The 26,342-nt window shown below is 70.7% G+C and carries 24 protein-coding genes; 10 read left to right on the top strand and 14 right to left on the bottom strand.

All coding sequences use genetic code 11. The features are described 5' to 3' along the window. Window positions 1–43: 43 nt before the first annotated feature. The 8 genes from OG226_RS44930 to OG226_RS44895 are packed head-to-tail and all read right to left on the bottom strand — an operon-like array spanning window position 44 to window position 7,387. Window positions 44–862 (bottom strand): aromatase/cyclase, encoded by an 819-nt coding sequence (locus tag OG226_RS44930; RefSeq protein WP_329352354.1) that lies wholly within the window; start codon window positions 860–862, stop codon window positions 44–46. Continuing rightward, window positions 859–1,296, bottom strand: a complete 438-nt coding sequence (locus OG226_RS44925; protein WP_329352353.1) for a PPOX class F420-dependent oxidoreductase — start codon at window positions 1,294–1,296, stop codon at window positions 859–861. Before OG226_RS44925 ends, OG226_RS44930 begins: the two co-directional genes overlap by 4 nt. A gap of 14 nt (window positions 1,297–1,310) precedes the next feature. Continuing rightward, a complete protein-coding gene (locus tag OG226_RS44920; RefSeq protein ID WP_328685266.1) occupies window positions 1,311–2,327 on the bottom strand; it encodes an aldo/keto reductase in 1,017 nt (338 codons plus the stop codon). Continuing rightward, window positions 2,324–3,415: a class I SAM-dependent methyltransferase gene (locus OG226_RS44915; protein WP_329352352.1), complete on the bottom strand. Its 1,092-nt coding sequence runs from the start codon at window positions 3,413–3,415 to the stop codon at window positions 2,324–2,326. The genes OG226_RS44920 and OG226_RS44915 overlap by 4 nt, the downstream gene beginning before the upstream one ends. Window positions 3,416–3,417: 2 nt before the next feature. Further along, window positions 3,418–3,867 carry a PPOX class F420-dependent oxidoreductase gene (locus OG226_RS44910; RefSeq protein ID WP_328686609.1) on the bottom strand — a complete coding sequence of 150 codons (450 nt, stop codon included), beginning with the start codon at window positions 3,865–3,867 and terminating at the stop codon, window positions 3,418–3,420. Window position 3,868: 1 nt separating this feature from the next. Continuing rightward, window positions 3,869–5,566, bottom strand: a complete 1,698-nt coding sequence (locus tag OG226_RS44905; protein WP_329352351.1) for an FAD-dependent oxidoreductase — start codon at window positions 5,564–5,566, stop codon at window positions 3,869–3,871. After that, complete coding sequence (locus OG226_RS44900; RefSeq protein WP_328685263.1) at window positions 5,559–6,527, bottom strand: aromatase/cyclase; 969 nt, start codon at window positions 6,525–6,527, stop codon at window positions 5,559–5,561. Before OG226_RS44900 ends, OG226_RS44905 begins: the two co-directional genes overlap by 8 nt. 44 nt (window positions 6,528–6,571) lie before the next feature. Further along, complete coding sequence (locus tag OG226_RS44895; protein WP_328685262.1) at window positions 6,572–7,387, bottom strand: SDR family NAD(P)-dependent oxidoreductase; 816 nt, start codon at window positions 7,385–7,387, stop codon at window positions 6,572–6,574. Between the two features lie 181 nt (window positions 7,388–7,568). On the opposite strand from OG226_RS44895, the gene OG226_RS44890 reads away from it, so the two are divergent. The 4 genes from OG226_RS44890 (at window position 7,569) to OG226_RS44875 (ending at window position 12,295) form a co-directional block, all read left to right on the top strand. Further along, the gene (locus OG226_RS44890) at window positions 7,569–8,021 is read left to right on the top strand and encodes a nuclear transport factor 2 family protein (protein ID WP_328685261.1); all 453 of its coding nucleotides are present in this window, start codon (window positions 7,569–7,571) and stop codon (window positions 8,019–8,021) included. Further along, window positions 8,018–9,946 carry an AMP-binding protein gene (locus tag OG226_RS44885; protein WP_329352350.1) on the top strand — a complete coding sequence of 643 codons (1,929 nt, stop codon included), beginning with the start codon at window positions 8,018–8,020 and terminating at the stop codon, window positions 9,944–9,946. Before OG226_RS44890 ends, OG226_RS44885 begins: the two co-directional genes overlap by 4 nt. Window positions 9,947–10,034: 88 nt before the next feature. Beyond that, window positions 10,035–11,066, top strand: a complete 1,032-nt coding sequence (locus OG226_RS44880; RefSeq protein ID WP_328685259.1) for a methyltransferase — start codon at window positions 10,035–10,037, stop codon at window positions 11,064–11,066. A 128-nt stretch (window positions 11,067–11,194) separates the two neighbouring features. Continuing rightward, window positions 11,195–12,295: an acyltransferase domain-containing protein gene (locus tag OG226_RS44875; RefSeq protein WP_328685258.1), complete on the top strand. Its 1,101-nt coding sequence runs from the start codon at window positions 11,195–11,197 to the stop codon at window positions 12,293–12,295. Between the two features lie 87 nt (window positions 12,296–12,382). Here the strand turns inward: OG226_RS44875 and OG226_RS44870 are convergent, their stop codons facing one another. The 4 genes from OG226_RS44870 to OG226_RS44855 form a co-directional block, all read right to left on the bottom strand. After that, window positions 12,383–13,567: an acyltransferase family protein gene (locus OG226_RS44870; RefSeq protein WP_329352349.1), complete on the bottom strand. Its 1,185-nt coding sequence runs from the start codon at window positions 13,565–13,567 to the stop codon at window positions 12,383–12,385. Window positions 13,568–13,763: 196 nt separating this feature from the next. Further along, window positions 13,764–14,414, bottom strand: coding sequence for a response regulator transcription factor (locus OG226_RS44865; RefSeq protein WP_328685256.1), 651 nt, complete (start codon window positions 14,412–14,414; stop codon window positions 13,764–13,766). Between the two features lie 280 nt (window positions 14,415–14,694). After that, a complete protein-coding gene (locus OG226_RS44860; RefSeq protein WP_328685255.1) occupies window positions 14,695–15,546 on the bottom strand; it encodes an ABC transporter permease in 852 nt (283 codons plus the stop codon). A 39-nt stretch (window positions 15,547–15,585) separates the two neighbouring features. Continuing rightward, the gene (locus OG226_RS44855) at window positions 15,586–16,590 is read right to left on the bottom strand and encodes an ATP-binding cassette domain-containing protein (RefSeq protein ID WP_328685254.1); all 1,005 of its coding nucleotides are present in this window, start codon (window positions 16,588–16,590) and stop codon (window positions 15,586–15,588) included. A gap of 198 nt (window positions 16,591–16,788) precedes the next feature. Here OG226_RS44855 and OG226_RS44850 point away from each other — a divergent pair, with 198 nt between their 5' ends. Next, entirely contained in the window at window positions 16,789–17,394 is a 606-nt protein-coding gene (locus OG226_RS44850; RefSeq protein WP_328685253.1) for a TetR/AcrR family transcriptional regulator, read from the top strand. Window positions 17,395–18,156: 762 nt separating this feature from the next. Here OG226_RS44850 and OG226_RS44845 read toward each other — a convergent pair. Further along, a complete protein-coding gene (locus OG226_RS44845; RefSeq protein WP_328685252.1) occupies window positions 18,157–19,488 on the bottom strand; it encodes a cation:proton antiporter in 1,332 nt (443 codons plus the stop codon). Window positions 19,489–20,002: 514 nt separating this feature from the next. Between OG226_RS44845 and OG226_RS44840 the strand changes: the two genes are divergently transcribed. Together OG226_RS44840 and OG226_RS44835 are read left to right on the top strand one after the other, a co-directional pair. Next, entirely contained in the window at window positions 20,003–20,830 is an 828-nt protein-coding gene (locus OG226_RS44840) for an AfsR/SARP family transcriptional regulator (RefSeq protein ID WP_328685251.1), read from the top strand. A gap of 17 nt (window positions 20,831–20,847) precedes the next feature. Beyond that, a complete protein-coding gene (locus OG226_RS44835) occupies window positions 20,848–21,426 on the top strand; it encodes a flavin reductase family protein (RefSeq protein WP_329352348.1) in 579 nt (192 codons plus the stop codon). Between the two features lie 145 nt (window positions 21,427–21,571). Here the strand turns inward: OG226_RS44835 and OG226_RS44830 are convergent, their stop codons facing one another. Then, window positions 21,572–23,203 carry an NAD(P)/FAD-dependent oxidoreductase gene (locus OG226_RS44830; RefSeq protein ID WP_328685249.1) on the bottom strand — a complete coding sequence of 544 codons (1,632 nt, stop codon included), beginning with the start codon at window positions 23,201–23,203 and terminating at the stop codon, window positions 21,572–21,574. Between the two features lie 255 nt (window positions 23,204–23,458). Here OG226_RS44830 and OG226_RS44825 point away from each other — a divergent pair, with 255 nt between their 5' ends. The 3 genes from OG226_RS44825 to OG226_RS44815 all read left to right on the top strand — a co-directional run bounded on the left by OG226_RS44825 (window position 23,459) and on the right by OG226_RS44815 (window position 26,299). Further along, entirely contained in the window at window positions 23,459–24,730 is a 1,272-nt protein-coding gene (locus OG226_RS44825; RefSeq protein ID WP_328686608.1) for a beta-ketoacyl-[acyl-carrier-protein] synthase family protein, read from the top strand. Beyond that, entirely contained in the window at window positions 24,727–25,962 is a 1,236-nt protein-coding gene (locus tag OG226_RS44820; RefSeq protein WP_328685248.1) for a ketosynthase chain-length factor, read from the top strand. The genes OG226_RS44825 and OG226_RS44820 overlap by 4 nt, the downstream gene beginning before the upstream one ends. 79 nt (window positions 25,963–26,041) lie before the next feature. Next, window positions 26,042–26,299 carry an acyl carrier protein gene (locus tag OG226_RS44815; RefSeq protein WP_328685247.1) on the top strand — a complete coding sequence of 86 codons (258 nt, stop codon included), beginning with the start codon at window positions 26,042–26,044 and terminating at the stop codon, window positions 26,297–26,299. Window positions 26,300–26,342 lie beyond the last annotated feature (43 nt).

Here is a 26,342-nt window from a genome sequence, read left to right as displayed (position 1 = left end):
GGCCGGTCTCGTGGTCTCCTCCCGTGCGGAGAGGGGTGCGGTGTCAGCCGGTGGTGGCGGCGCGCGGGCCCAACCGCGCGCAGTCGGCGAGCCGTTCGCGGACCTCGGCGTCGAGCTGTTTGCGGGCCGTGCCGATCTCGTCGGCCGTCGCGGGTACGGCGATGGTGTCGGCCCTGGTGAGGTGGACCGTGGTGCCGTCGCCCTCCTCGGTGAACCGGAACACTCCGGTCGAGGAGTGGAGGTACGGGTCGTGTCCTGCGTGTTGCTTGAACACCAGGGAACTGTCGGGGAGTTGGAGCCTCGTCCAGCGTGTGTCGTCGGCGACGGACTCGGCGGTGCGGGTCGCGAGCGCGGCCAGGGGCGCGTCGACGCGGACGCTGCGGGTGCTGGTGACGGTGTTCCGCCGCAACAGATCGATCCGTTCGGCCAGTTCGCCGATGTTCACCAGCTGGCCGGGGACGTTGCCGTCGAGTTGCTGCCGTACCTTGCCGGCCGCGGCCGGGTCGGTGCCGGGGGCGAGGTCGAAGTTGTGGGCGACCCTGATCCGGGTGCCGCCCGCGGGGAGGCTCTCGAAGCTCCACCGGCCGAGCATCCGGGTCAGCGGCGGCTTGGGGATCTCGTGCTGAAAGTCGATCACCAGGGCCTCGGTGTCGCGGGTGCGCCACAGCCGCCAGCCGCGGGCCGACCCGTTGTCGATGACCCAGCGGGCCACCAGGTCGAGTTCGGGGCTCTCGGTGCGGACGATCTCGGCGTACAGGTGCGTGGCGAAGTACCGGGGTGCCGCGACCACGTCGGCGACCAGGTCGAAGAGCCGGCGCGCGGGCGCGGGCACGGTGGCTTCGTGGACCACTTCGGTTGTCATCGCACTTCCTTGTCCGGTCGGTCCTCGGTGGAGACAGCGCGGGCGAAGGGGCCCGCCTGCCAGTTCTTCTCGATGCCCCAGGAGATGACGCGTGTCGGGGTGATCCGGATCATCTCGTCGGCCACGAGGTCGTTGAACGCGCGTCCGCCCTCGGCCAGTGCCTCGGCGAGGCCGCGGATCTCGATGCCCCGGGGTGCCGTGGGGTCGGCGGGGTCGATGTCGTCCACGACGAAGGCGACCCGCGGCCGGTGCCGGACGTCGCGGTACTTCCTGCTCCTGCCGAGTCCGATGCCGCCGATGTCGATGGTGTGCAGGTCCGGGTTGTAGTGCAGGCCGACCGGGACCACGTGCGGGTCGCCCTCGGCACCGACCGTCGCCAGCCGTCCGAACGGCTGGGACCGCAGGTACTCGATCTCCTTCTCGGTGAAGATCACGTCGTCGCCACTCCTCACAGGCTCGCGGCCGGGCCGAGCGGGTCGAGGGTGAGGGCGGGGTCGCTGCGGACGACCGGGGCGAGGACCGCGTCGACGCACCGCAGCAGTTCGTCGTCCAGGGTGACGTCGACGGCTTCGACGTTCTCCAGCACCTGCTGCGGCCGGGACGCGCCCATGACGGCGGCGCTCACCCCGGGCTTGCCGAGGACCCAGGCGATGGCCAGCTGGGGCAGGGTCAGGCCGGCCTCCGCCGCGAGGGGTTCCAGGTCGGCGACGGCGGCCAGGATCTTCTCGTCGAGGTAGTTCCAGCGGCCGATGGACTTCGCCCCGCCCGCGGTGGCCCCGGCACGGCTGTCGGCGGGAGCGCTCCGGCCCGGCCGGTACTTTCCGGTGAGCGCGCCGCCGGCCAGCGGCATCCAGACGAGCTGTCCGACGCCCGACTCCCGGCTGGCGGGCAGGACTTCGGCCTCGATGACGCGCCACAGGACCGAGTACTGGGACTGGTTGGCGATCAGCTCGACTCCGAGTCCGCGGGCGATGCGTACCGCCTCGGTGATCTTCGCGGCGGGCCATTCGGAGACGCCGACGTAGTGGGCCTTGCCCGCGTGCACGATGTCGGCGAAGGCCGCGACGGTCTCCTCGACCGGGGTGGCCGCGTCGTAGCGGTGCGCCTGGTAGAGGTCGACGTGGTCCAGGCCGAGCCGGCGCAGGGAGCCGTCGATCGACTCGGCGATGTGTTTGCGGGACAGGCGCCCGGAGTTGGTGTCGGTGGGCCGTGCCCAGCGGCCCACCTTGGTGCAGACGACCAGCTCCTCGCGGCGCACTCCGGCCAGGGCCCGGCCGAGGATCTCCTCCCCCCGGCCCCCGGCGTACAGGTCGGCCGTGTCGAAGGTGGTGATCCCGCTGTCCAGGGCGGCGCGGACGCACCCTGCGGCGGCCGCCTCGTCGACCTGGTCGCCGTGCGTGATGGCGTTTCCGTAGATGATCCGGCTCACCACGAGCCCGCTGTCGCCCACTTGCGCGTACTTCATCGCGAGGTTCCTTCCTGTAGGCCCGCGGTGGTGGCCACCAGGGGTTCGGCGGTGACGACGTGCACGGGAAGCGGGCCGACGCGCCGGGCCGAGAGCTCCGCCAGACCGGCGTCGGCCAGCATCCGCCGGGTCGTCGCCAGGGAGTGGGCCTCGCCGCCGGGCGTCGAGATCAGCATGAGCAGGGAGAGCAGATGCGCGGCGTGTTCGTCGGCCGGCGGTCCGCCGTCGACGCTGAAGCCGACGGTCGCGAGCCGGCCGCCGGGACGCAGCACACCGGCCAGCCGGCGCAGCAGTCCGGTGCCCTGGTCCCGGGGGAACATCGGGAGCATGTTCGCGGCGATCACCAGGTCGTACGGTCCGTCGAGTCCGGTGGTGAAGGCGTCGCCCTCGATGAAGCCGACCCGGTCCGACAGACCCATGCGTTCCGCGTGGGCCCGGGCCTGGACGAGGACGTCGGGCCGGTCCAGGGCGCGGACGACGGCGTGCGGGTGCTGCCGGGCGAATTCGAGGCCGAACAGGGCGTGTCCGCAGCCGACGTCCAGCACCCGCGGCTGCCGCAGCCCGGTGGCCCAGGCACGGGTGTCCTCGACGAGGGCCGCGGCCGCCGCCCGGGTCACGAACGTGCCGTCGGCCGCGAAGTCCGTCCAGTAGGTGAAGTCCTCGTCGGTGGCGTCCGGGGCGAGCAGGGTGCCGCCCTTGCGGACGACGGCGGCGAGGTCCCGCATGGCCTCCCACTCCCAGTCGCTGACGTTGACCTTCAGGGCGTGTCCGGCGTACTGCGGGCTGGTGCTGACGAGCAGGTCGGCGGCGCCCTCGGGCAGCGCGTAGCGGTCGCCGCCGAGATCGCCGCCGGTGCCGGTGACGGTGTCGAGCAGTCCGGTGGCCGCGGCGGCGCCGAGGAGGATCCGCAGCGCCCTGGGGTCGGCGCCGACCGCGTCCGCCAGCCGGGGGGCGTCGAGCGGGCCGGCGGCGAGCGCGTCGTAGACGCCCAGTTCCACGGTGGCTCGGAGCAGGCTCGTGCGTTTGAACGCCTGGAGGGTTTCCAGCAGGCTCTGCCGGGTGACGGCCGGTGCCGGGTGCGTCGTCACGGTCAGCTCTTCTGGAAGATGAAGCCGTAGGCGTGCTCGACCCGTACCCGCAGCACGAGCCGCGCGTCCTTCACCTTGGTCTCGCGGAACTCCTCCCAGTCGGGGTGTTCGCCCTGGGTGGCGCGGTACATCTCGACCAGTTCGTCGACGGTGGCGTCGTGCGGGTCGGCGGCCACCTCGGAGAGGGTCGCCGTGCCGTCGAACACGCCGTAGGCGAACATGTCCTCGGTCGTCACGTGGAAGCTGACCCGGGGGTCGCGGCGCGCGTTGCGGGTCTTGGCGCGGTCGTCGGTGGTGGCGATGCGGATGGTCTCCGTGTCGGGGTCGTAGCTGTAGCCGACGTTGGAGAGCTGGGGGCGGCCGTCCCGCTTGAGGGTGACCAGGACGCCGCGTCCGCCGCTCCGCTCGGCGAGCAGAGCTTTGAAGGCGTCTTGCTGACTCTGGCTCATCAGTTCATCCGTTCTGGTCGCGTGCTTCGTCAACTGGTGTGTGCACAAGGGGTGTCGGCAGCCTCTCGGCCCCGGTCAGGCCGACCGATCCGAGGACGTGGCGCACGTGGTCCCAGCCGGTCAGGTCGCCTTTGGCGGCGAGATACCCGTCGGGCCGGATCAGCAGGTAGCCGCCCTCGCCCAGGCCGAGATCGCGCCGCAGCACCCGCCGCGGGTCCGGAAGCGACCGGGTGTCGTCGTCGGGAGCGTCGCGGACCCCGCGGATGGACACCGCGCGGCCGTACCGGTGCTCGACGCGGTCGAGGAGGTCGCCGGTCCGCGAGCGGTCGGGGCCCGCCGTGACGAGCAGGGTCCAGCGCGGGTCGGCGAGTTCCTCGCACAGCGCGTCCCAGCCCGCGTGGTCGCGCCGGTCGTCGGCGGTGCATCCGACCCGTTGGCCGGGTGCGGGGCCCCGCTTGTAGGTCCCGCTCGGCGGGGGGTCCGTGACGCTGATCGGGCTGGTGGGGTACTCGATGGTGAGTCCGCAGAAGCCGCGGATCATCTTGCGTTCCAGCTTGCGCTTGAGCGGCTTGACCGCGTTCACGGTGCCGAGGCCGACCGGCAGCAGGTACGGGCCCAGCGCGTTGCGCAGGGTGACCAGTGCCGTGGCCAGCCGGGTGGAGCCGAGCAGCCGTTCGCCGATGGGGACGCGCTCGGCGCTGTAGCTGTCGAGCAGCCGCTCCTCGGCCAGTCCGCGCACCACGTCCGCGAGTTTCCAGGCCAGGTTGTAGCCGTCCTGGATACCGGCGTTCATGCCCTGCCCCGAGGCCGGGCTGTGCACGTGTGCGGCGTCGCCCGCGACGAGGCAGCGCCCGACGCGCATGCTGGTGATCATGCGCTGCTGGACGGTGAAGACCGAGATCCAGGTGGGCCGTGACACCTTGACGGGGCGGCCGAGGGCGACGGAGATCTTGTGGGCGAGCCGGTCCCTGACCACCTCCGGGTCGTCGGCGTCGGCGATGTCCTGCGTGTCGATCACCCGCCACTTGGCGGGCTCGGGGAACGGGACCAGGAGCAGGGTTCCGGCGCCGGTGTGCAGCAGGTGGTTGCTGTCGGCCGGCAGGTCGGCGTCGATCTCGGCGTCGGCGTTCAGCCAGGTCTCGGTGGCGTCGCCGACGAGCCGCAGGCCGAGGCTCTTGCGGACCGTGCTGTGGGCGCCGTCGGTGCCGACCAGCCAGGGGACGGACAGGGTCTCGGCGGAGCCGTCGGTGCGGGTGAGCCGGGCGTCGACATGGTCCTCGTACCGGTCGAACGAGTCGAGTCCGAGGCCCCATTCGACCTCCACGCCGAGCGCCGAGAGCCGTTCCCGGAGCACCTGTTCGGTCACCACCTGGTCGACCATGAGGCTGAAGGGGTGGCGCGTCGGCATCGCCGAGTAGTCGGTGTCGAAGCGGATCAGGGTCCGGCCGCGCAGATGCATGGTGAAGTGCTCGACCTTGCGCCCGCGCGGCAGCAGGGACGGCAGGACGCCCATCTGCTCGCAGATCTCCAGGGTGCGCGCGTGCACGGCCAGCGCCCGGCTGGTGACGGCCGGGCCGGGGGCGCGGTCGATCACCCGCACGGCCACTCCGCGGCGCGCCAGTTCGTGGGCGACGGTGAGACCGACGGGGCCCGCGCCCGCGACGAGGACGTCGGGTCCCGCACCGGCCGGGCTCTCAGCCATGCCGGGCCTCGGCGAAGCTCTTGGCCAGGGCGAGGGTCGCGGCGCTGTTGCCGCCGACCGCCCGGCGCACGAAGTCCCTCGCGGTCGCGCGGGTGGCGTCGGCGCCGAGCACGGAGGCGATGTTGTCGGCGTTCAGCCGCACCCGGTGCCAGGAGGTCGCCTGTACGCCGTCGGCCGTCCGGCGCACGGTCCACTCGCCGATGTGGGCGGCCATGAGCGGCGGCGTGACCAACTGCTTGTAGACGATGCGCCGTTCCTCCGGGAAGCAGATGCGGACCGACTCGGTGGTGTGCGCCGAGCCCTCCTTGGTGACGGTGTCCATGACCATCCACTGGAGGTTCGGGACGTCCTCGCGCAGTTGCATGCGGGAGACGTGCGGCAGCCGGTCGGGCCAGGCGGCGGCCTCGTGCAGGAAGCGGTAGAGCGTCTCGGGGTCGGCGTCCGCGAGGACCGAGTCCTCGAAGTCGAAGACGAGGTCCACGGTCGCCTCCGCGGTCTCGGCGAGTTCCTTGATGTTGGCCAGCTCGGTCCCGCTGTTGCGGTCGGTGGCCTGCCGGATCCACTCGACGCCGGCCTGATCGTCGTCGACGGCGGTGAACTCGTGCAGCAGGGTGAGCCGCGTGGAGCCGGGTCCTGCGCCGGGTTCGACGATCCACTCGCCGCTCATCGAGGCGACCGGCGGGGTGGACACCTCCTGCCGGAACGTGATGCGGGAGGTCTCGGGGTCGAGGTCCCGCACCGATGTCCAGGTCTTGGCCTCGCCGTTCGCGGTGGCCCAGATCCGCAGCCGTTCCCGGCCGCCCTCGGCGGGTGTGTCCGCGCCCTCGACGCGTTCGACGTGCAGGGTGGGGGCGAAGCGGGCCGGCCAGGCCGGTGCGTCCGCGACGATTCCGTAGACGGTCGCGGCGGGCGCGTCGATGTCGATGTGGTGCGTGGTGCGGTGGGTTCCGGTGCGCAGCATTGCTCTGCCTCTCTCTGGGTCGGCCGGGGCCCGGGCGCGGGGGGTCAGAAGATGCCGAGTCCGCCGCAGACGTTGAGTGCCTGCGCGGTGATCGAGGCGGCCGTGTCGGAGACGAGGTAGTCGACGAGGCCGGCGACCTCATCCGGGGTGGAGTAGCGGCCCATCGGGATCTTGGCGTGGAACTCGGCGAACACCTCCTCCTCCGAGATGGCGCGCGCGGTCGCGTAGGACTGCCGTACGCGGACGGCCATGGGCGTCTCGACATAGCCGGGGCAGACCGCGTTGACGGTGACTCCCGAGGTGGCCAGCTCCTTGGCGAGTGCCTTGGTGAAGCTGATGACACCGCCCTTGGACGCCGAGTACGGGGCGCCGAGCGGCACGCCCTGCTTGCCGCCCGTGGAGGCGATGCTGATGATGCGTCCGTCGCCGCACTGTTCGAGACCGCCGGTGGTGAGCACCTCGCGGGTGACGCGGAAGACGCTGGTGAGGTTGGTGTCGATGACGTCGTCCCACAGTTCGTCGGTGATCTGCGAGGTACGTCCGCCGCCGTTGCGGCCGGCGTTGTTGACGAGCACGCTGATCGGCCCGTAGCGGTCGACGGCGGCCCGTACCAGGGACGTGACCGACTCCTGCGACCGTACGTCGGCCGGTTGGCCGTCGACCTCGAACCCCTGGTCCCGCAGTTCCTTGACGGTCGACGACACGTTCTCCGCGGTGCGGGCGCCCAGGAACACGGGGATGCCGCGCCGGGCCAGCCTGTTCACCACGGCGAGGCCGATGCCGCTGGTCCCTCCGGTCACCAGTGCGATACGGGGCGGGCGGACCGGATCCGCCGGTCCCGGGGTGGGGGCTGTCGTCATCTCGACCTCCTGGTTCGGGTGCCCGGCAGCCTGGCGGACCGGATTCGAGATCCGGCCGAGGATGCTTCGAGGTCCCGCAACGGTCGTGGACGCAGCGGAGAGGCGCTTTCCAACGGTTCTCGAAGCGGTGCTGCCAGCCTCTGCTGCACACCACGTCACCGTGATCGGAAAGGGGCCCGCCATGCCGTTGTCGGCACCTCCCGTGGACCAGGAACAGGACAGCGCGCTGTATCAGGAGGTCCTGCACTTCTACGCCCGGCAGATGCGCAGTCTCGACGAGGGCGAGGTCGCCGACTGGGCCGGGACCTTCACCGAGGACGGCGTCTTCCGCGCCAACGCCCACCCCGAGCCGCAGGAAGGGCGTGCGGCGATCCTTCGCGGGGCGACCGAGGCCAACCGCAAGCTGGTGGAGCAGAACGTCCAGCGCCGTCACTGGCTGGGCATGCTCCAGGTCTCCCGCAACCCCGACGGCTCGCTCACCGCCCGCACCTACGCGCAGATCATCGCCACCCAACAGGGCGGCAAGGCCGGTCTGGAGCTGAGCTGTTCCTGCGAGGACCTGCTGGTGCGCGAGGACGGCCGGCTGCTCGTACGGCACCGTCAGGTGTACCGCGACGACCTTCCCCGGTCGTGACGGCCGCCGCGCCGGGGCTCGTCGCGACGGGCGCACCGCTGAGCACCCTCGGAGACCTGTCGGGCGGTCCCCGGATCGACGACCTGTTGCACCGCGCGGCGGCCACGGCCCCCGCACACACCGCGCTGCGGGACGGCGAACTCACCCTGACCTACGCCGAGTTGGAAGAACTCTCGGACCGGTACGCGGCGGCCCTGCACGCGCTGCCCGGTGCGCCGGGCGACGTGATCGCCGTGACCACCGCACTGGACCGGCACTTCCCGCCGGCCTTCTTCGGCATCCTCCGCTCGGGCCGCGTCCCGGCCCTGGTCAACCCGCTGCTGCGGGAGGACGGGCTCGCGCACGTCCTCCGCGTCGGCGGGGCCCGGGCCGTGGTGACACCGCCCGAGGTGTACGAGCGGATCGCGGCCGTCCGCGACCGGCTGCCCGGGTTGCGGCAGGTGATCCTCACCCGGCGCGACCCGGCCTTCCCGGCGATCCCCGCCGACGTACCGACCCTCGACGAACTGGCCGCCCGCACCACTGGAACGGCCCCGGCGCCGGCGGCTGATCCCGAGGCGGTCGGCTGCGTCCAGTTCACCAGCGGCACCACGGGAGCACCCAAGGCGGTGCTGCTGAGCCACCGCAATCTGGTGGTCAACGCCGCGCAGTCGGCGCGGGCGCACGGCCTCGACGCGTCGTCCGTGGTCCTCGACTACCTGCCGACGTTCCATCTGATGCACCTGACCGTCACCGTCGCGGTGGCCGGCACGCTCGTCCTGTGCACGGACCCGGACCCGGCCGACGCGATGGACGCCGCGGCCCGCCACCGGGCCACGCACTTCTACAGCCTGCCGGTACGGCTGGCCCGGCTCGCCGTGCATCCGCGGCTGCCGGAGCTGGAATGCCCCACCCTGCGCGCGGTGCTGTCCGGCGGCTCGACACTGCCGCCGGCCGCCGCCGCGACACTCGGCCAGCACTTCGGCGTACCGGTCGTCCAGGGATACGGCCTCCAGGAGACCTCGCCCTCCACGCACTTCGACAGCCTGGAGGCACCGCGCCCCCGGTCGTCGGGCCGGCCGGTGGCGGGCACCGAGTGCCGGATCGTCGAGGTCGACACCCGCAGGGTGCGGCCGGCCGGCGAGAAGGGCGAGATACAGGTCCGCGGGCCGCAGCTGATGAAGGGCTACCTCGGCCGGGACCTGTCCCACGACACCGATGCCGAGGGCTGGTTCTCCACCGGCGACATCGGGGTGATGGACGCCGACGGATGTCTCTACGTCGTCGACCGGATCAAGGACGTCTTCAAACGGGACAACTGGCTGGTGTCGCCGACGGAGATCGAGCGGGTGCTGCTGCGCCACCCGGCGGTCGCCGACTGCGCCGTGATCGACCGGCCGCACGAGTTCAGCGGCGCGGTCGCGCACGCCTTCGTGGTCCTCGCCCCGGGCGCGCACGACACCGATCCGGACGCGCTGGCCGCCGAGGTCAACGCACAACTCCCGTACTACGAGCACATCGAGCACATCGAACGGACAGACCGCGTCCCGCGGTCGCCGACCGGCAAGCTGCTGCGCCAGCAACTGCGCGACCGCCCGGCCGGCCCGTCCGCACCCCTGGACCCGACCAAGGAGAGGACCGCCATGCACCACTTCGTCAACCGCTTCACCGTGACCGGCGACACCGAGGAGTTCGAGCGGCTGCTCGGCAAGATCACCGACCACATGGCGGCACAGCCCGGCTTCCGCGGGTACCGCCTGTACCGGTCGGCGCAGGACCCCACCGTCTATGTGGAGACGGCGGAGTGGACGGACGGCGCCGCGCACAAGGAGGCCGTCGGCAGCGACGGGTTCCGCGGCCCGGTGATGGAGGTCATGAAGCTGGCCAAGGCCGAGCCGGGCCCGTACACCCTGGTCACCGAACGGGAGACCGCCGCCGGCGCCTGAACGCCCCGCGGATCCGCGGGCCCGGCCCGTTCTCCCCGCCGGGCCGGGCCCGCCTCGCACGCCTCGACGGACGAAGGGACTTCTCACCATGACCAAGGCAACAACCGCCGTACCGGGCCCGGTGATGCGGCTGCGGGAACTGGCCCACAGCGCCGCCTGCGCCGCCTCCGTGCGCGCGGCGGCCCTGCTCGGACTGGCCGACGCCCTCGGCGAGGAAGCGGCCACCGCGGCCGACCTCGCCACGGCCGTCGGCGCGGACGAGGAGGCGCTGATCCGGCTGCTGCGCTCGCTGACCACCTACGGCGTGTTCGCCGAGGACGCCGACGGCGCCTATGTGCACACCTCGGAGTCCAGGCTGCTGCGCGAGGACGCCGAGAACAGCATCAAGTACAACGTCCTGTGGGCGACGGAGCCCTGGACCTGGGAGCTGTGGCAGCACCTGGACGAGGCCGTACGCACCGGCAAGGGTGTGTTCCCCTCGTTGCACGGGGAGGAGTTCTTCTCCTACCTGCACTCCAGTGCGCCGCGGTCGGCGGAGGTCTTCGACCGGGCGATGACACAGTCCAGCCAGTTGTCGGCCCGTGCCATCGCGGAGCAACTGGACCTGACCGGGGTCGGCAGCGTGGCCGACATCGCGGGCGGCCAGGGGCTGGTGCTGGCCACCCTGCTGGAGCGGAACCCGCAGCTGCACGGCACCCTGCTCGACCTGCCCGACGTGGTCGCGCGTCCCGACGCCCGGCTCGCCGAGGGCGGCGCGCTCGCGGCCCGCACCCGCCTCCTGCCCGGGGACTGCCTCAAGGAGATCCCGGTCCAGGCCGACGTGTACCTCTTCAAGAACATCCTGGAGTGGGACGACCGCAGCACCGTGACCGCACTGCGCAACGCGGTGGCGGCGGCCCGGCCCGGCGCCCGGGTCCTGGTGATCGAGAACCTGGTGGACGGCAGCCCCGAGCTGAAGTTCACCACCGCGATGGACCTGCTGCTCCTGCTGAACGTGGGCGGCAAGAAGCACACCCGCGCCGGGCTGGCGGCCCTGATGGAGGAGGCCGGGCTGCGGGTCGACGGCATCCGCCCGGTCAACTCCTACCTGCACCTCTTCGACGCCACCGTCCCCGCCTGACCCCCGCCCCGGCCGCCCCACGCGGGCGTGCCCTCCCCGTGCCTCGCCGCCGGCCCGAAACCTTCCGGGCCGGCGGCGAGGCATGCGCGACCTCCCGTACCGGAGCGCCCACTCCCCCAAGGACCGCCATGCCACCCTCGCCCGACCTCAACGCCCCCTCCCCCGCCCCTACTTCGACCTCGTCCGCTACGACCGCCACCGCCGCCCGGGACCGGCCCGTCGCCCTGCTGCTGCCGGGGCAGGGCTCGCAGCATCCCGGCATGGCCACCGGGCTGTACGGCCACGTTCCCGTCTTCACCGCCGTCATGGACGAGTTCTTCGCGCTGCTGCGGCAGGAGGGGGAGGAACTGCGGCGGGACTGGCTGAGCGACAGCCCGCGCGTGTCCCTCGACGACGCCTCACGCGCCCAGCCGCTGCTGTTCGCCGTCGGATACGCCCTCGGCCGCACGCTCCTCGACCACGGGGTCCGGCCCACCGTGCTCCTCGGGCACAGCGTCGGGGAGCTCGCGGCGGCGGCCCTCGCCGGTGTCTTCGACCTGGCCGACGCGGCGTGGCTGATGTCCGCCAGGTCGGCCGCGCTGGCGGACACCCGGCCCGGCGGCATGCTGGCCGTGGCGGCGCGCCCCGAGCAGCTGACCGCGTTGCTCGCGTCCGGGCCCGGCATCGGCCCCGACCGGCCGGCCATCGGCGCGCTCAACGCGCCCGCCCAGACCGTGCTGAGCGGACTGGAGCCGCAGTTGGCCCAGTTCGAGGAGACGCTGCGCGAGGCCGGGCTGACGGCGCGTCGGGTCCCCGCCCTGCAGGCCTTCCACTGCCCGGCGCTGGGGAAGGCCGCCGACGTCTTCGAGGCGGCGTTCGACGCGGTGTCGCTGAAGCCGCCCTCGGTCCGGATCTGGTCGACGCGGACGGCACGCCCGGTCCGTGCGCGGGAGGCCACCGACGGAGGGTTCTGGGCCCAGCAGCTGGTCGCCCCCGTGCTGTTCTGGCCGGCCCTGGACGACCTGCTGCGGCACGGGGACTTCACCCTGGTGGAGACGGGGCCGGGCCAGGGCCTGTCGACGCTGGCCCGGCGCCATCCGCAGGTGCGGGCCCGCCGCAGTGCGGTGGTGCCGCTGCTGCCGCCGCGGGCCGGCGCGGACCTGCCGTTCTTCCGTACCGCGCTGGCCTCCCTGCCCACTCCGTCCGCGTCAGGACGGCCGGACCCGGTCGCGCGGCCGGTCGGCACCTGACCCGCACGGCCGTCCGCCCCCGCACTCCGGAGCGAGTACGGGGGCGGACGGCTGTGCACCGCGCGGTGCCGCTCGTCGTGGTCCGGGTCAGGAGCGGACCGGGTCGACCGGGTCGGCGGTGGCCGGCCGGGCCGGCTCCTCGCTCGACTGGAGCAGACCGCCGCGCTTGAGGCGCAGGAAGGGCTGTTCGAGGAACCGGTAGCTCAGCTCGGCGAAGGTGACGGCCATGGCGAAGAGGAGGACGGTGACCAAGGCGCCGCCCGCGGTCCAGGGCTGGTCCTCGCCGCCCCGCCACCGCTGGATCTGCCCCAGCAGCGGGATGTGGGAGACGTAGATCCCGTACGAGATCACTCCGATCCGTACCAGCGGGGACCACTCGAAGAGCCGTACTCCGCTCCAGGCGTGTTCGTCGAGGATCAGGACGACCGCTCCGAAGAACAGCGTGACCAGGGTGTACTTCCAGACCCAGGCGTAGTGGTCGGGCAGGAACACGGGATAGCCCAGGTCCCCCACCAGACCGCGCCCCTCGGACAGCGCGCGCAGGACGAGCGCGGCGGTGGCCGCGGCGAACACCGCCACCATCCAGCGGGCGGCCTTGCGCAGCGGTTCGCGCAGTTCGGGCAGTGCCGTCAGGCCTCCGACGGCGAATGCTTCGAGATAGGTCAGCGGTGAGGTGTAGACGATGATCGGCCTCATCATGGTGGGGTAGCCCGACTCGGTCAGGTAGAACCACAGGCCCGCCCGCAGCAGCGGTCCCGTCAGCGCCAGCACGACCAGGGTGCGGACGAACCACTGACGGGGAAGCAGGATCGCGAGCAGACCCCAGAGGACGTAGACCTGCGCCTCGACGCCGAGCGTCCACAGGTGGGTGAAGAGCTGCATCTGCGTTGGCTGGAAGTCGTGGGCCATGGTGGAGAGGTCGAGCGACCAGGTCCACAGGTAGGGCAGGTTGCGCATGGTCGATCCGTCGCCGTAGTCCGCGATGGCCAGCACGGTCAGCACCACGCAGAACGCGACGTACAGGGGTGCCAGGCGGAGTATCCGGTTGCGGGCGAAGTTGCGGGCGCGCCGGCCCCGCGTCAGCTCGGGGTGCTTCAGCAGGGTCTGGGTGATGAAGTGCCCGCTGAGGATGAAGAAGGTGGGGACTCCGAACCAGCCCCAGGGGCAGTACCCGAGGTGGTAGAGGATGACCACCAGGAGTGCCAGGGCCCTGAGGCCGTCGAGTGCCGGGCTGTACGCGCTGTTTCGCTTTAATGCGTTGATGGCTGTCATGGCTGGATCTGAGCCTCCGATCGGCTGCGGACAGGGTGGACCGGCCGGCCGCGGGCGCATGCGAAGGAGGCCGCCCGCGGGGCGACTGTTTTCTGTACGCACATTTCTTCGCGCCGTATCGAAACCGCGAGGGCTCCGGATCCACGACGCTCCGGATCTGCGACGCTACGGATCCACGATCGAGGAATCCACGAGTCTAGGAAGCGGATTCGTAGAGGTTGCCGCCGCCCGCACGCACCTCGGAATACTTGTTCACCGCGTCGATCCTGGAGACGGCTCCGAGTTTTACGAATATGCTGTGCACATGACGCTTGACCGTACCCTCGGAAATCGAGAGCCGGCGCGCGATCTGGCCATTGCTCAGGCCTGCCGCTATTCTCTCGATGATCTGCTTCTCCCGGCGGGAAAGAACGCCTTCGTCACCGGGGCGGCCGAGCGCCTCGATACTGGAGCGGGTCACCGAGAGAACCACCCGGCCGTCGCGCGAGGCGATGGTCCGGATAGCGGTGACGAGTTCCAGAACGGTCACGCTCTTCGTCAGATAACCGCTGATCCCAAGCGCCAGTAGTTCCTGCAGCAAAGTGGGATGGTCGTGCGAGCTGAGCACCAGGAACCGGGCCTTCGCCGCGGCCTGCCGCAGCGACATGAAGATCTCCATGACACCACCGGGCCGGTCCGCGTCCACGATGACGACCTCTGGCTGGAACTTGACCGCGAGGTCGACGGCCTCCCGGCCGCCGGCGGCACATCCCACCACCGTCAGATCACGCTCCGCGCCCAGCATCGCGCCCAGGGACTCCCTGAGCAGCGTCTGGTGATCGACAAGAAGAAGTCTGATATGCAACATCCGCGAACCCCCCGTGAGTGCAGTTCGAGACACGCTGGAACTTCGACTAATCAAAAGGCCGCCGAATATGGCGCAGATTGTCAAGCCTCTTTCTCGTTCGGCACTCTACCCGACCCCTCATCGGACAGCAGGTAAAAGTTCGGTAATGACGACACTTAACAGGGTAACGCTACTAAAAGCAAACAGAAGTCGGAGCACCTCGTCAGCTGGCTGCGGACGGGGCGCGAACGCATCGGAAACCCCCGCATTTATGCGGGGGTTCACGACGGCAGCAATATGGCTACAGGCTGGTACGCGTTCGATAGAGCCGCACGGCGAGCGGTGCGAAAACAGCGATCATTCCGAGCGAGTAGACGGTCGTCGCGAGGACGGGATGCTGCAAGGGCCAAGCCTGCACTGTACTCGCTGGATTCGGATTTCCGAACAATTCCCGGATGGCCGCGGAAAGTGAACTGAGCGGATTCCAGTTCGCCACCACCCGCAACCAGGACGGCATACCCGAAGTGGGCACGAAGGCGCTCGACACGAAGGTGAGTCCGAGCATCAGCAGGACACCGAACTGCTGGACTCCTTCGGCGCTGCGGAACACCATGCCGAGACAGGCCATGCCCCAGTTGAGAGCGTAGGCGAACAACAGAACGAGGACGAAGGCTTCCGCGGCGTGTCCGACGTCGGTGTGGATGCGCCAGCCGATCGCCAGTCCGGTCACGGCGAGGACGATCACCGCGATGACGGTGGTGAGCAGATCCGCCAGGCTCTGCCCGGCCAGGACGCCGGCCCGGGACATCGGCAGGGACCTGAAACGGTCGATGATCCCGTTCGCCATGTCGTGGTTGACGGCGCTCGCCGTACCGGTCGAGGCCGACGTCATGGTCATCGCGAACATGCCGGGAATCAGGTAGTCGTGGTAGCTCACGCCGTTCGGCAGCGCGATGGCGCCGCCCACCACGTAGGCGAAGAGCAGGGTGAACACCACGGGGGTGAGTGTCACGTCGATGAGCGACTCCGGCTCGCTCAGCGTGCGGGCCAGGTTCCGGCGGGTCAGCACCAGCGTGTCGTTGATCAGCCGGCGGATCTGGCCGACCGTGCCGAGTCCCGGGTCGAGGTCGGGGGCGACCGTCAGGGTGGTCATGCGGTGGTCTCCAATGAGGAAGAGGTGCGGATGCCGCCGTCAGCCGGCCGTGGCCACGACGTCGTTCTCGTCCGCCGCACGGCTCTCGACCGTCGAGCGGCCGGTCAGCGCGAGGAACACGTCGTCGAGGGAGGGCCGCCGGATCGAGCAGTCGTCCAGGCTGATGCCGTGCGCCAGCAGCGCCTTGACCACCTCGGTGGCCAGCCGGGGCCGCGCGGTCACGGGCACCCGCACATGGCGCGTCTCGGAGTCCATGGTGGCGGGGCCGGTACCGAAGCCGCCCAGGACCAGAGCCGCCGTGGCGAGATCGCCGCCGGGCGAGACCGCGATCTCCATCTGGGCCCCGCCCAGGACGGACTTGAGTTCGCGCGGGGTGCCCTTGGCGATGGTCTCGCCGCGGTCGATCACCACGATCTGGTCGGCCAGCTGGTCGGCCTCGTCCAGGTACTGCGTGGTGAGGAAGATGGTCGCGCCGCCGGCCACCAGGTCGCGGATGACCTCCCACATCACGTTCCGGCTGCGCGGGTCGAGGCCGGTCGTGGGCTCGTCCAGGAAGAGGATGCGCGGGCGCGACACCAGGCTGGCGGCCAGGTCCAGGCGCCGTCGCATACCGCCGGAGTACCCCTTCACGGGCCGTCCCGCCGCCTCGACGAGGTCGAACTCCTCCAGCAGTTCCTCGGCCCGCTCGTGGGCCGCCCGGCGGCGCAGGCCGGCCAGCCGCCCGATCATGACAAGGTTGTCACGGCCGCCCTGGAACTCGTCCAGCGCGGCGTACTGGCCCGTCAGACCGACGGTCCGGCGGACGGCGGCGGGATTCTTGCGCACGTCGTAACCGCCCACCCACACCTCCCCGCCGTCGGGCTTGAGGAGTGTCGCGAGCACCCGGACGGTCGTGGTCTTGCCGGCGCCGTTGGGCCCGAGGACACCGACGACCGTGCCGGCCGGAACTTCCAGGTCGACCCCTTTGAGGGCATCGTGATCGCCGAAACGTTTGACGAGGCCTTTGACGCTGATGGCGATGTCGTCTCGCACAGAGACAGCCACGGACTTCTCCTCACCGGAACAAGGGATTGGGTCGAGCGACCGACTGACGGTCCGGGTAACCGGATCCGGCCCCCGGCTTGCTACTGTGCAGGTGAAAACCAGACCCACCGACAAGCCCGTATTAGACACTTCGGCGAGTCCCTACTTGCCAAACGGTAAGGCAGGCACTTGCCGATCGTCAAGGAGAGGTCCGTCGTCATGGCCAGTCGGACAACGAATGACCAGGTCAGCAGGAAGGAATCCGGTTCCGGCAGCACCCGTGACCGGCTCCTCGCGGTGGCCATAGAGCTGTTCACCACGCAGGGGTACGGAGGCACGTCCCTGCGCGAGATCGCCGAGCGCCTGAGCGTGAGCAAGGCGGCGATCTACTACCACTTCCGCACGAAGGAGGACATCGCGCGGGTCATCGTGGAGCAGATCATGGAGGTGAACGGCGGCATCGCTGACCGGCTCACCGTGGCGGGCAAGGACACGGAGGCGTGGCAGCGCGCGTTCGACCAGATCATCGAGATCGCCCTGGCGAACCGCCGGCTGTTCATGGTCTGGGACCGCAATGACGACGCCTTCCAGAAGCTGTTCGCCGACGACCCGGTCCTCGGACCGCGGATCGAGGCCCAGGGCGAACCCCTCGCCGCGCTGTTCGCCGACCCGTCCCTCCCGCCCGCCGACCGCATCCGGCTGGGCTGCGCCTTCGGCGCGATGATGGGCCCGCTGGTGATGTACACGTCCTTCTACGAGGACCTGGGCGCGGACGTGCTCCGCGAGCACATCCGCACCACGGTCGCCACCCTGCTACGGGGCTGACAACCGCCGCCACGGCGCCCGGAGTGGCGGAACGGACGGGGGCGGCGGGAGCGGCGGGCGCAACAGCACCCGGCCGGCTCCGCCCGCCTCCACGTGGCTACGCCGCGCTCAAGCAAGGTCCAACCGCTCCCCCGAGCCCGCTCGGACACCCGGGCCCGCAAGGCCACCTCGGCTTCTAGATCGCCGGGAGCAGCGGAACGGACTGAAGCGACGGGAACGGCGGGAACAACGGCACCCGACCAGATCCACCCGCCTCCACGCGACTACTCCGCGCTCAAGCAAGGTCCAGCCACTCCCCCGAGCCCGCTCGGACACCCGGGCCCGCAAGGCCACCTCGGCTTCTAGATCGCCGGGAGCAGCGGAACGGACTGAAGCGACGGGAACGGCGGGAACAACGGCACCCGACCAGATCCACCCGCCTCCACGCGGCCACTCCGCGCTCAAGCAAGGCCCAACCACTCCCCCGAGCCCGCTCGGACACCCGGGCCCGCAAGGCCACCTCGGCTTCTAGATCGCCGGGAGCAGCGGAACGGGCTGAAGTGACGGGAACGGCGGGAACAACGGCACCCGACCAGATCCACCCGCCTCCACGCGGCCACTCCGCGCTCAAGCAAGGCCCAACCACTCCCCCGAGCCCGCTCGGACACCCTGGCCCGCAAGGCCCCCTCGGCTTCCAGGTCGGCCGGAGCCCCGGAACGGGCAGGAACGGCGGGCGCAGCGGCACTCGGCCGGCTCCGCCCGCCTCCCGTGGCCGCTCCGTGCTCAAGCGGGATCCAGCTGCTCCCCCCGCGTCCGCGCGGACACCCGGGCCCGCAGGGTCTCCTCGGCGGTCTGCTCGATGTGTCGGGTGGCGAACCGCAGGATCGGCGGTGCCATCAGTGAGGTGACCACGGCGACCAGGACGACGACGGTGTAGGAGTCGGTCGTCAGCACGCCCAGTCGCAGGCCCACCGAGGCCACCACGATCTCGATGACCCCGCGCGAGTTCATGCCGGCGCCGATGGCGAGCGCCTCCCATTTGGTGAGCCTGCTGAAGCGCGCTCCGACGAAGGCTCCCGTGAACTTCCCGAGCACGGCGAGGAGCAGCACCAGCAGGGCGAACCCGAGCACGACGGGGTGTCGCAGCGCGGTGAGGTCCACCCGTAGTCCCGCCGTGGCGAAGAACAGCGGTGCCAGGACGCTCATCACGAAGGCACGTACCGGGGCCAGCCGGGCGAGCACGGGGCTGCCCGACCGGCTCAGCACCATGCCGGCCACGAACGCGCCGAAGACCGCTTCGAGCCCCATGGCCTGGGTCGCGGCGCTGCACAGCACGACCGTGGCGACCACGACCGCGGCCGGTGCTCCCGGTCCGGTGGTGCGCTCGGTCAGCCGCAGCACCCAGCCCACCAGCCACCGTCCCGCCGTGGTCGCCGCGACGGCGACGACCGCGAGCCACATCAGCGAGGTGGCCACCGTCGACGGGTGCACTCCGGTGGTGGCCATCGCGGAGACGACCGACAGCAGGACCCAGCCGACGACGTCGTCGATCGTCCCGGCGGCCAGGGTCAGCTGGCCCACGTTGCGGTGCAGCAGGTTCATGTCGGAGAGGGTCTTGACGATCACCGGTATCGCGCTCACGCACATGGCCACGCCCAGGAACAGCGCGAACACCGAGCGCCCGGTGACGGCGGGGCCGAGGAAGGAGTTCGGGACGTACCGGCCGGCCGCGAGCCCCAGTCCCAGCGGAAGGACGAGGCCGGCCAGGCTGATGCCGAGCGCGGCACGTCCGCGGCGCCGTATCAGTGCGAGATCGAGTTCCATCCCGGTGATCCCCACCAGGAGCAGGACGCCGAGCGTGCCCGCCGCGTCCAACAGATGGAACTGCTCGGGCTGTCGCGGCAGCAGCCACCCGGCCAACCCGCCCGGCACATGGCCGAGCAGGGTCGGCCCGAGGACCACGCCGACGCACAACTCCCCCACCACGGCGGGGAGTCCGAGCCGAGCGGCGGCTCTGCCGAACAACAGCGCGAGGACCAGCAGCAGCCCGACCTGGAGGAGGAAGACGAGCAGGGAGTGAGCCGGTATCGGTGGCACGGGCGGAGCGGACAGCATGGCGTTCTCCTGTCTGAGAGTCGTCCACGGACGCGCCACCGTCGCACCGCCGAACAGAAGGCCGTTCGAGCACCGACCGAGAAGAACGCCGCTGGCGCGGTGCTGTTCCGGCCCGGGATCACATGACGCGGGGCCGGACTCGTGTCCACGACCGGACGGCCGCCAAGGCCGTTCCTGGCCCGGCCCGCACCACCACGTCCCCCCTCGTCGCGGGCGGGCCTCATCCTCCACAAGGCCCTCGACACCCTCCACAACGCCCCGACCCGCTGACCGCCGCCCGCACCCCCACTCACAACTCCGCCCACCCCGCCCGCACATGCACCCGGCACGTCCCGCACGCGGGTTCTTGAGACGTCAACCTTTCAGCCACCGAATACATCGAAAGTTACACCTTCTTTGATCCTCCCGGCCCAGTTAGGGCAACCTTCAGAGGACCCCATTGCCAGCGATCTTTTCGAGACACTACGTTCAATTTCACACCGCCCGAGAATCGTCCCCAAAAAGGATCAGCCGCATGGAATTCAAACTGCTCGGACCGCTCGAAGCGACCCACGAAGGGCATATATGCACCCCCCGCGCTCCTAAAGTGAAGAAGGTTTTAGCCCTGCTCCTCCTGCGGGCGAACCAAGTGGTCGGCCTCGACACCTTCATCGAGGAACTGTGGGGCGACAAATCACCCCAGACAGCCATCACCACGACACAGACGTACGTCTATCATCTGCGCAGGTCGCTGGGCAGGTCAGTAGGCGCCGACCAGGCCGAGAAAATCATCAGGACCGCCGCACCCGGGTACGTCCTCACCGCGGATGACAACGATATCGACATTCCGCAATTCGATTCCCTCATCACCCGCGCCCAGCTCGCGGCCACCGCTGAGGATTTTCGGGAATCGGCCCGAAACGCGAAAAAAGCACTGTCCCTGTGGACCGGCGCCCCGCTGGCCGGCGTGGAACGCGGAAACATTCTGCGCGGTTATGCGGTGAACCTGGAAGAACGTCACATCGCCGCACTGGAACTCCGCCTCCAGGCGGAAATGCGGCTCGGTAATCACCGGGAGATAATCGGCGAGCTCCGCTCCCTGGTGACCGTCCACCCGCTCAACGAGTGGTTCCACAGCCAGCTCATCACGGCCCTGCACAAGGCGGGCCGCCGCAGCGAGGCCCTGGACGCCTACCAGAACGTACGGGACCTGCTGCGCCTGGAACTCGGTCTGGAGCCCTCGCCGGAGTTGTGGCACCTGCACCAGGAGATCCTCGCGGCCGACTCCCGTGTCCGGCCCCCGCACAGCCGGCTCCCGCTGGCGCAGCGGTCCGAGATCCGCCGGTCGGCCCCCGTCCTGTGACAGCGGAGGAGACGCCCATGTCCCATCCCACCCCCACCCCCACCCCCACCGACCACCGGACCGCACCGGCCGCCACGGCGCGTCCCGTGGACACGGAGACGTTCCGCGCCGTGATGGGAGCACTCCCCACCGGCGTGACCGTGGTGACCACGCTGGACTCCCAGGGCGGCCCCTGCGGCTTCACCTGCAGCGCCGCGTGCAGCGTCTCGCAGGAACCGCCCCTGCTGCTCGTCTGTGTGAACAGCCGCAGCAAGGTGCTGCGGGAGATCCTTGGCACCGGAGCCCTCGCGGTGAACGTCCTGCGGGACAGCCGGGAATGGGTCTCGTCCCACTTCGCCTCCCGGGCCGAGGACCGCTTCGCCGAGGTGGCATGGGAGCCCACCGGCACCCTCGGCCTGCCCTGGCTGGCGGACCACACGGTCGCCTACGCGGAGTGCCGCCTGCACTCCGCCATCACCGCGGGCGACCACACCGTGGTCATCGGCACCATCGTCGGCGGGGCCGCCCGCCAGTCGCACGGCCCGCTGATGTACTGGCGGCGCGAGTACGCCGGCTGGCCGACGGGCCCGGACCTGACCCTGGCGACCGAGGGCTGACACGAGAACGCACAGCGGTGGGCTGCTCCCGGGATCACCGGCAGCAGCCCACCCTGTCCACGCCGATCGCCGCGTTGCCGGCGACAACCGCCCCGCGTGTGCCGTGACCGGGATCACCGGTCACGGCACACCCTGTGCGCGAGGGTCACAGCGCGGACTGCACCTGCTGCGGAGAGACCGCCAGCAGGTCGCGTATCTCCTGACGCGGATGATCCTTGGCCCACTCCGCGACCACCTGCATGTTCTCGGCCGTGGGGCTGATGAACCGCTCCTCGGGCCGGTCGAGCCCGAGGGCCGGGAACATCCAGTCGGACTCCCTGATCCGGGCGAGCAGACCGTCGGCCGCCTCCTGCGCGGACAGCCGCCCCTCGTCCACCGCGTCGCACTGGGCGACGAGTTCGTCGAAGAGCTCCGCGTTGAAGTCCGTCGGGCACCACAGTCCCGGGTACTTGCTGTCGTCGAGGGCGCGCAGCGGACCGTCGTTCCCGGCCGCCTTGGACGCCGCCAGCGCGTTGAGGAACCGCTTGCTGCCGACCGCGCTGCCCGCCACCCAGATCCGGAAGACCGCGTTCCACAGGTCGTAGTTCTGGAAGCCGATGTACGAGGCGTTGACCAGCTTGTCGTTGTAGTCGAGCAGGCCCTGTTCGAGCCGCTCCACGGGCTCGAACCGCTCCGCGGAGAAGTCGCCGTCGCCCAGCGCCTCCATCAGCCGCCAGGCCAGCGTGTTGATCAGCTCGCACGTGTTGGACAGACCCCGGGAGAACAAGGGGTCGATGAAGCCCGCCGCGTGGGACATCAGGCACCAGCGGTCACCGACGGTCTGCGTGGAGGAGTACTGCATCCGCGGGGTGCGCACCCACTCGCGGGCGCTGCGGGCACCCGCCAACTGGCGCTCGACGACCGGGAACCGGCGCGCGTGCTCCCAGAACTCGTCCTCGGGCGAGAGCCCCGGCTTCTCCGGATAGCGCCGCGGATCCACCTGGAGGCCCACGCTGCACAGGGGATTGGTGGCGCCCGGGTGGTTGTCGAACGGGATGATCCAGAGCCAGCCCCGGTCGAACATGTGGTGCAGCGTGCCGCTGTGCCAGGGCACCGGCGGCCGGTCCTCCGGCGCGTGCCGCAGATGGTCGTCGGCCGGTTCGACGCCGATCATGTGCGTGAAGATCGACCGGGCGTGGTGCTTGAGCCGGCTCGGCTCCTCCCGCAGGCCGAGCTGGTCGGCCAGCGGCGAGCGGAATCCGCTCGCGTCGACGATGTAGCGGGCCTGGTAGGAGGAGCCGTCCGCGCCGATGACGGTGACTCCGTCGTCGGCGAAGTCCACCTTGGAGACCCGGTAGTTCTGCCGCGCCTCGCAGCCGTACCGCAGCGCGACATGGAACATGTACGAGTCGCTGTCCTGGCGGAAGAAGTGGGCGGCGTTCCCGGTCACGTCCAGGAGCCGGAACATGTTGGTCTCGCGGGGATCGGGCTCCTCGCCGTCCCGCTGCATGATGAACCCGAAGTTGCTCTTCTGTCCGTGTGAGGAACCGACGTGCTTCATCACGGTGTCGAAGCTGCCCAGATGGCCGATCTCCGGAACCCCGTAGCGGTGCGCGAGAAGCCGGAGAATGAAGAGCGTCTGGCCGATCGTCGACTCCCCCACGGCGAAACGCGGATGCTGCGCTCCGTCCAGCAGGAGTGTGCGAAAGCCGTGCTTCGCGAGAATGGCGCCCAGCATTGTCCCGGACAGGCCGGTCCCGACAATGGCGACATCGTACGTTCCTTCGTCTCGCTGCATATTCGAGGACCCCTCGGTTCGAGTCGCCCGGACGGCGATCTGCTCGGTCGAGTAGAGCAAGGGGTCTTCAAAGTCTCGTCGAGCACGCGTCGCTCGACCGGCGCGACCGCACGGCCGTTTCCGCCGCGGACCCACCGTCGATCGGGCCTCTAAGCAGCTTCGATCGCTCCGCCGCATTGTCGTCTGCGTCCGGCGCTCAGCCCGCCGGAAGGCGTGCACCGGGTAACGCCGGCGGAGGGAGCTACGGTGCAAGGAATACCCGAGGGGCGCCGCGTCGTCATCACCGGAATCGGCGTGGTGGCCCCTGGCGGAATCGGCAGGAAGCAGTACTGGGAGTTGCTCACGGCCGGGCGTACGGCGACGCGCACCATCTCGTTGTTCGACGCCTCGCCGTTCCGTTCCCGGATAGCGGCGGAATGTGATTTCGACCCGCTCGCCGCCGGCCTGAGCCGACGGCAGATCAGCCAATGGGACCGCACCACACAATTCGCCGTCGTGGCCGCGAACGAGGCGCTGGAGGACAGCGGTGTCCTCGGCCAGTGCGACCCGCACCGCACCGGCGTCATGCTGGGCACGGCCTGCGGTTCCACGATGAGCCTGGACAGCCAGTACGCCCTCGTCAGCGACGAGGGGAAGTCCTGGCTCGTCGACGAGTTCTACGGATCGCCCCATCTCTACGACTACTTCGTGCCGTCCTCCATGTCCGCGGAGGTGGCCTGGATCGCCGAGGCCGAGGGTCCGGTGGGCATCGTCTCCACCGGCTGCACCTCGGGCATCGACGTGCTGGGGCACGCGACGGACCTGATCCGCGAGGGCCAGGCCGACGTGATCGTCACGGGCGCGTCGGACGCCGCGATCTCCCCCATCACGGTGGCCTGCTTCGACGCCATCAAGGCGACGACCGCGCGCAACGACAGCCCCGAGACGGCGTCGCGTCCCTTCGACCGCACCCGCAACGGCTTCGTGCTCGGCGAGGGCAGCGCGGTCTTCGTCCTGGAGGAGCTGGGGCACGCCCGCCGCCGGGACGCGCACGTCTACGCGGAGATCTCGGGGCACGCCTCGCGCTGCAACGCGTACTCCATGACCGGACTGAGCGACGAGGGCGTCGAGATGGCCGACGCCATCACCGGCGCCCTCGACATGGCCCGCGTCAACCCGACGGACATCGACTACGTGAACGCCCACGGTTCGGCGACCAAGCAGAACGACCGGCACGAGACCAACGCCCTCAAGCTCAGTCTGGGCGGGCACGCGTACGCGACGCCGGTCAGCTCCATCAAGTCGATGATCGGCCACTCGCTGGGCGCCATCGGGGCGTTGGAGACCGCGGCCTGCGCCCTGGCCGTGGAGCATTCGGTCGTGCCGCCCACGGCCAATCTGCACGAGCCGGACCCCGACTGCGATCTGGACTTCGTGCCGCTGGTGGCCCGGGAGCACAAGGTCGGCACGGTGCTCAGCGTGGCCAGTGGCTTCGGCGGCTTCCAGAGTGCTCTGGTGCTCAACGAACCCGGACGGAGGGCGGGATGAGCGACGGGGGTCCGACGGTCAGGTCCGTCGTCACCGGGATGGGCGTCGTCGCTCCGACCGGGCTCACCACCGCCGCGTACTGGGCGGCCGTCCTGCGCGGCGAGAGCGGCATCCGCACGATCACGCGCTTCGACCCGTCCGGCTACTCGGCCCGGATCGCGGGCGAGATACCCGAGTACGACCCCTCGCGACTGCTGCCCAGCCGCCTGCTGCCGCAGACCGACCGGATGACGAGGCTGGCCCTGATCGCCGCGGAGGAGGCGCTGACCGACGCCGACGCCATCCCCAGGGAGATGCCGCCGTTCGCCTGCGGAGTGGTCACCTCGGCGTCGGGCGGCGGATTCGAGTTCGGCCACAAGGAGTTGGAGGCCCTCTGGGCGAAGGGCGCCAAGTATGTGAGCGCCTATCAGTCCTTCGCCTGGTTCTATCCCGTCAACACCGGTCAGATCTCGATCCGGCACGGACTGCGCGGGCCGGGCAGCGCCGTCGTGGCCGAGCAGGCCGGTGGTCTCGACGCCGTGGCGAAGGCTCGCCGGCATGTCCGCTCGGGTACTCAGCTGATGGTCACCGGTGGCGTCGACGGCTCGCTGTCGCCCTGGAGTTGGCTGTGCATCATCCGCTCCGGCCGGGTGAGCACCTCCACCGATCCGCGCACCGCGTATCTGCCGTTCGACCGCCGTGCGGAGGGGGCGGTCGTGGGCGAGGGCGGCGCGCTGCTGGTGCTGGAAGGCGCCGACGGGGCCCGGGAACGCGGCGCGGCCCACCGGTACGGCGAAGTCGCCGGCCACGGTGCGACGTTCGACCCGCGCCCGGGCTCCGGGCGCGAGCCGGGGCTGCGCCGGGCCGTCGAACTCGCCCTGCGGGACGCCCGGATGACGGCCGCGGACATCGACGTGGTGTTCGCGGACGCGGCCGGCGACCCGGACCTGGACCGGATCGAGGCGGAGGTGCTCGCCGAGGTCTTCGGCCCGCGCGGGGTGCCGGTGACCGCGCCCAAGACCATGACCGGCCGGCTGTTGGGCGGTGGGGCGCCGCTGGACGTGGCGATGGCCCTGCTGTCCATGCGGGACGGAGTGATCCCCCCGACGGTCCATGTGGACGCACCGGCCCACGCGGACCTCCTCGACCTCGTACGCGACACGCCACGGGAGCAGAAGGTGGCCGCCGCGCTGATCCTCGCCCGCGGCCAGGGCGGCTACAACTCCGCCCTGGTCGTCCGCGAGGCCGTATGACACGTCCGTCCGCGGAACCGCCCAGGGCGGGCCCGCGGGGAAGAGCACCGCTGTCGTCTCCGGAAAGGAACCGACCCGCATGACTTCGTTCGAGACCAAGGACCTGGTTCAGCTGCTGCGCGAGTGCGCCGGTGAGGAGGAGTCCGTCGATCTGGACGGCGACATCATCGACGCCACCTTCCAGGACCTGGGCTACGACTCCCTCGCCCTCTTCAACACGGTCAGCCGCATCGAACGCGACTACTCCGTGGAGCTGCCCGACGACGTGGTCGCCGAGGCCGGCACGCCCAGGCAGTTGCTGGATCTGGTCCGGGCACGGCTCACCGAGCGGGTGTGACGGTCCCCGTCCGACCCGCGTCGCCAAGGCACCGCACGACCGT

Origin of the sequence: Streptomyces sp. NBC_01261 (assembly GCF_036226385.1) — a bacterium.
In the GTDB taxonomy this organism is placed as follows: domain Bacteria; phylum Actinomycetota; class Actinomycetes; order Streptomycetales; family Streptomycetaceae; genus Streptomyces.
This window is presented reverse-complemented; position numbering and strand designations above follow the sequence as displayed.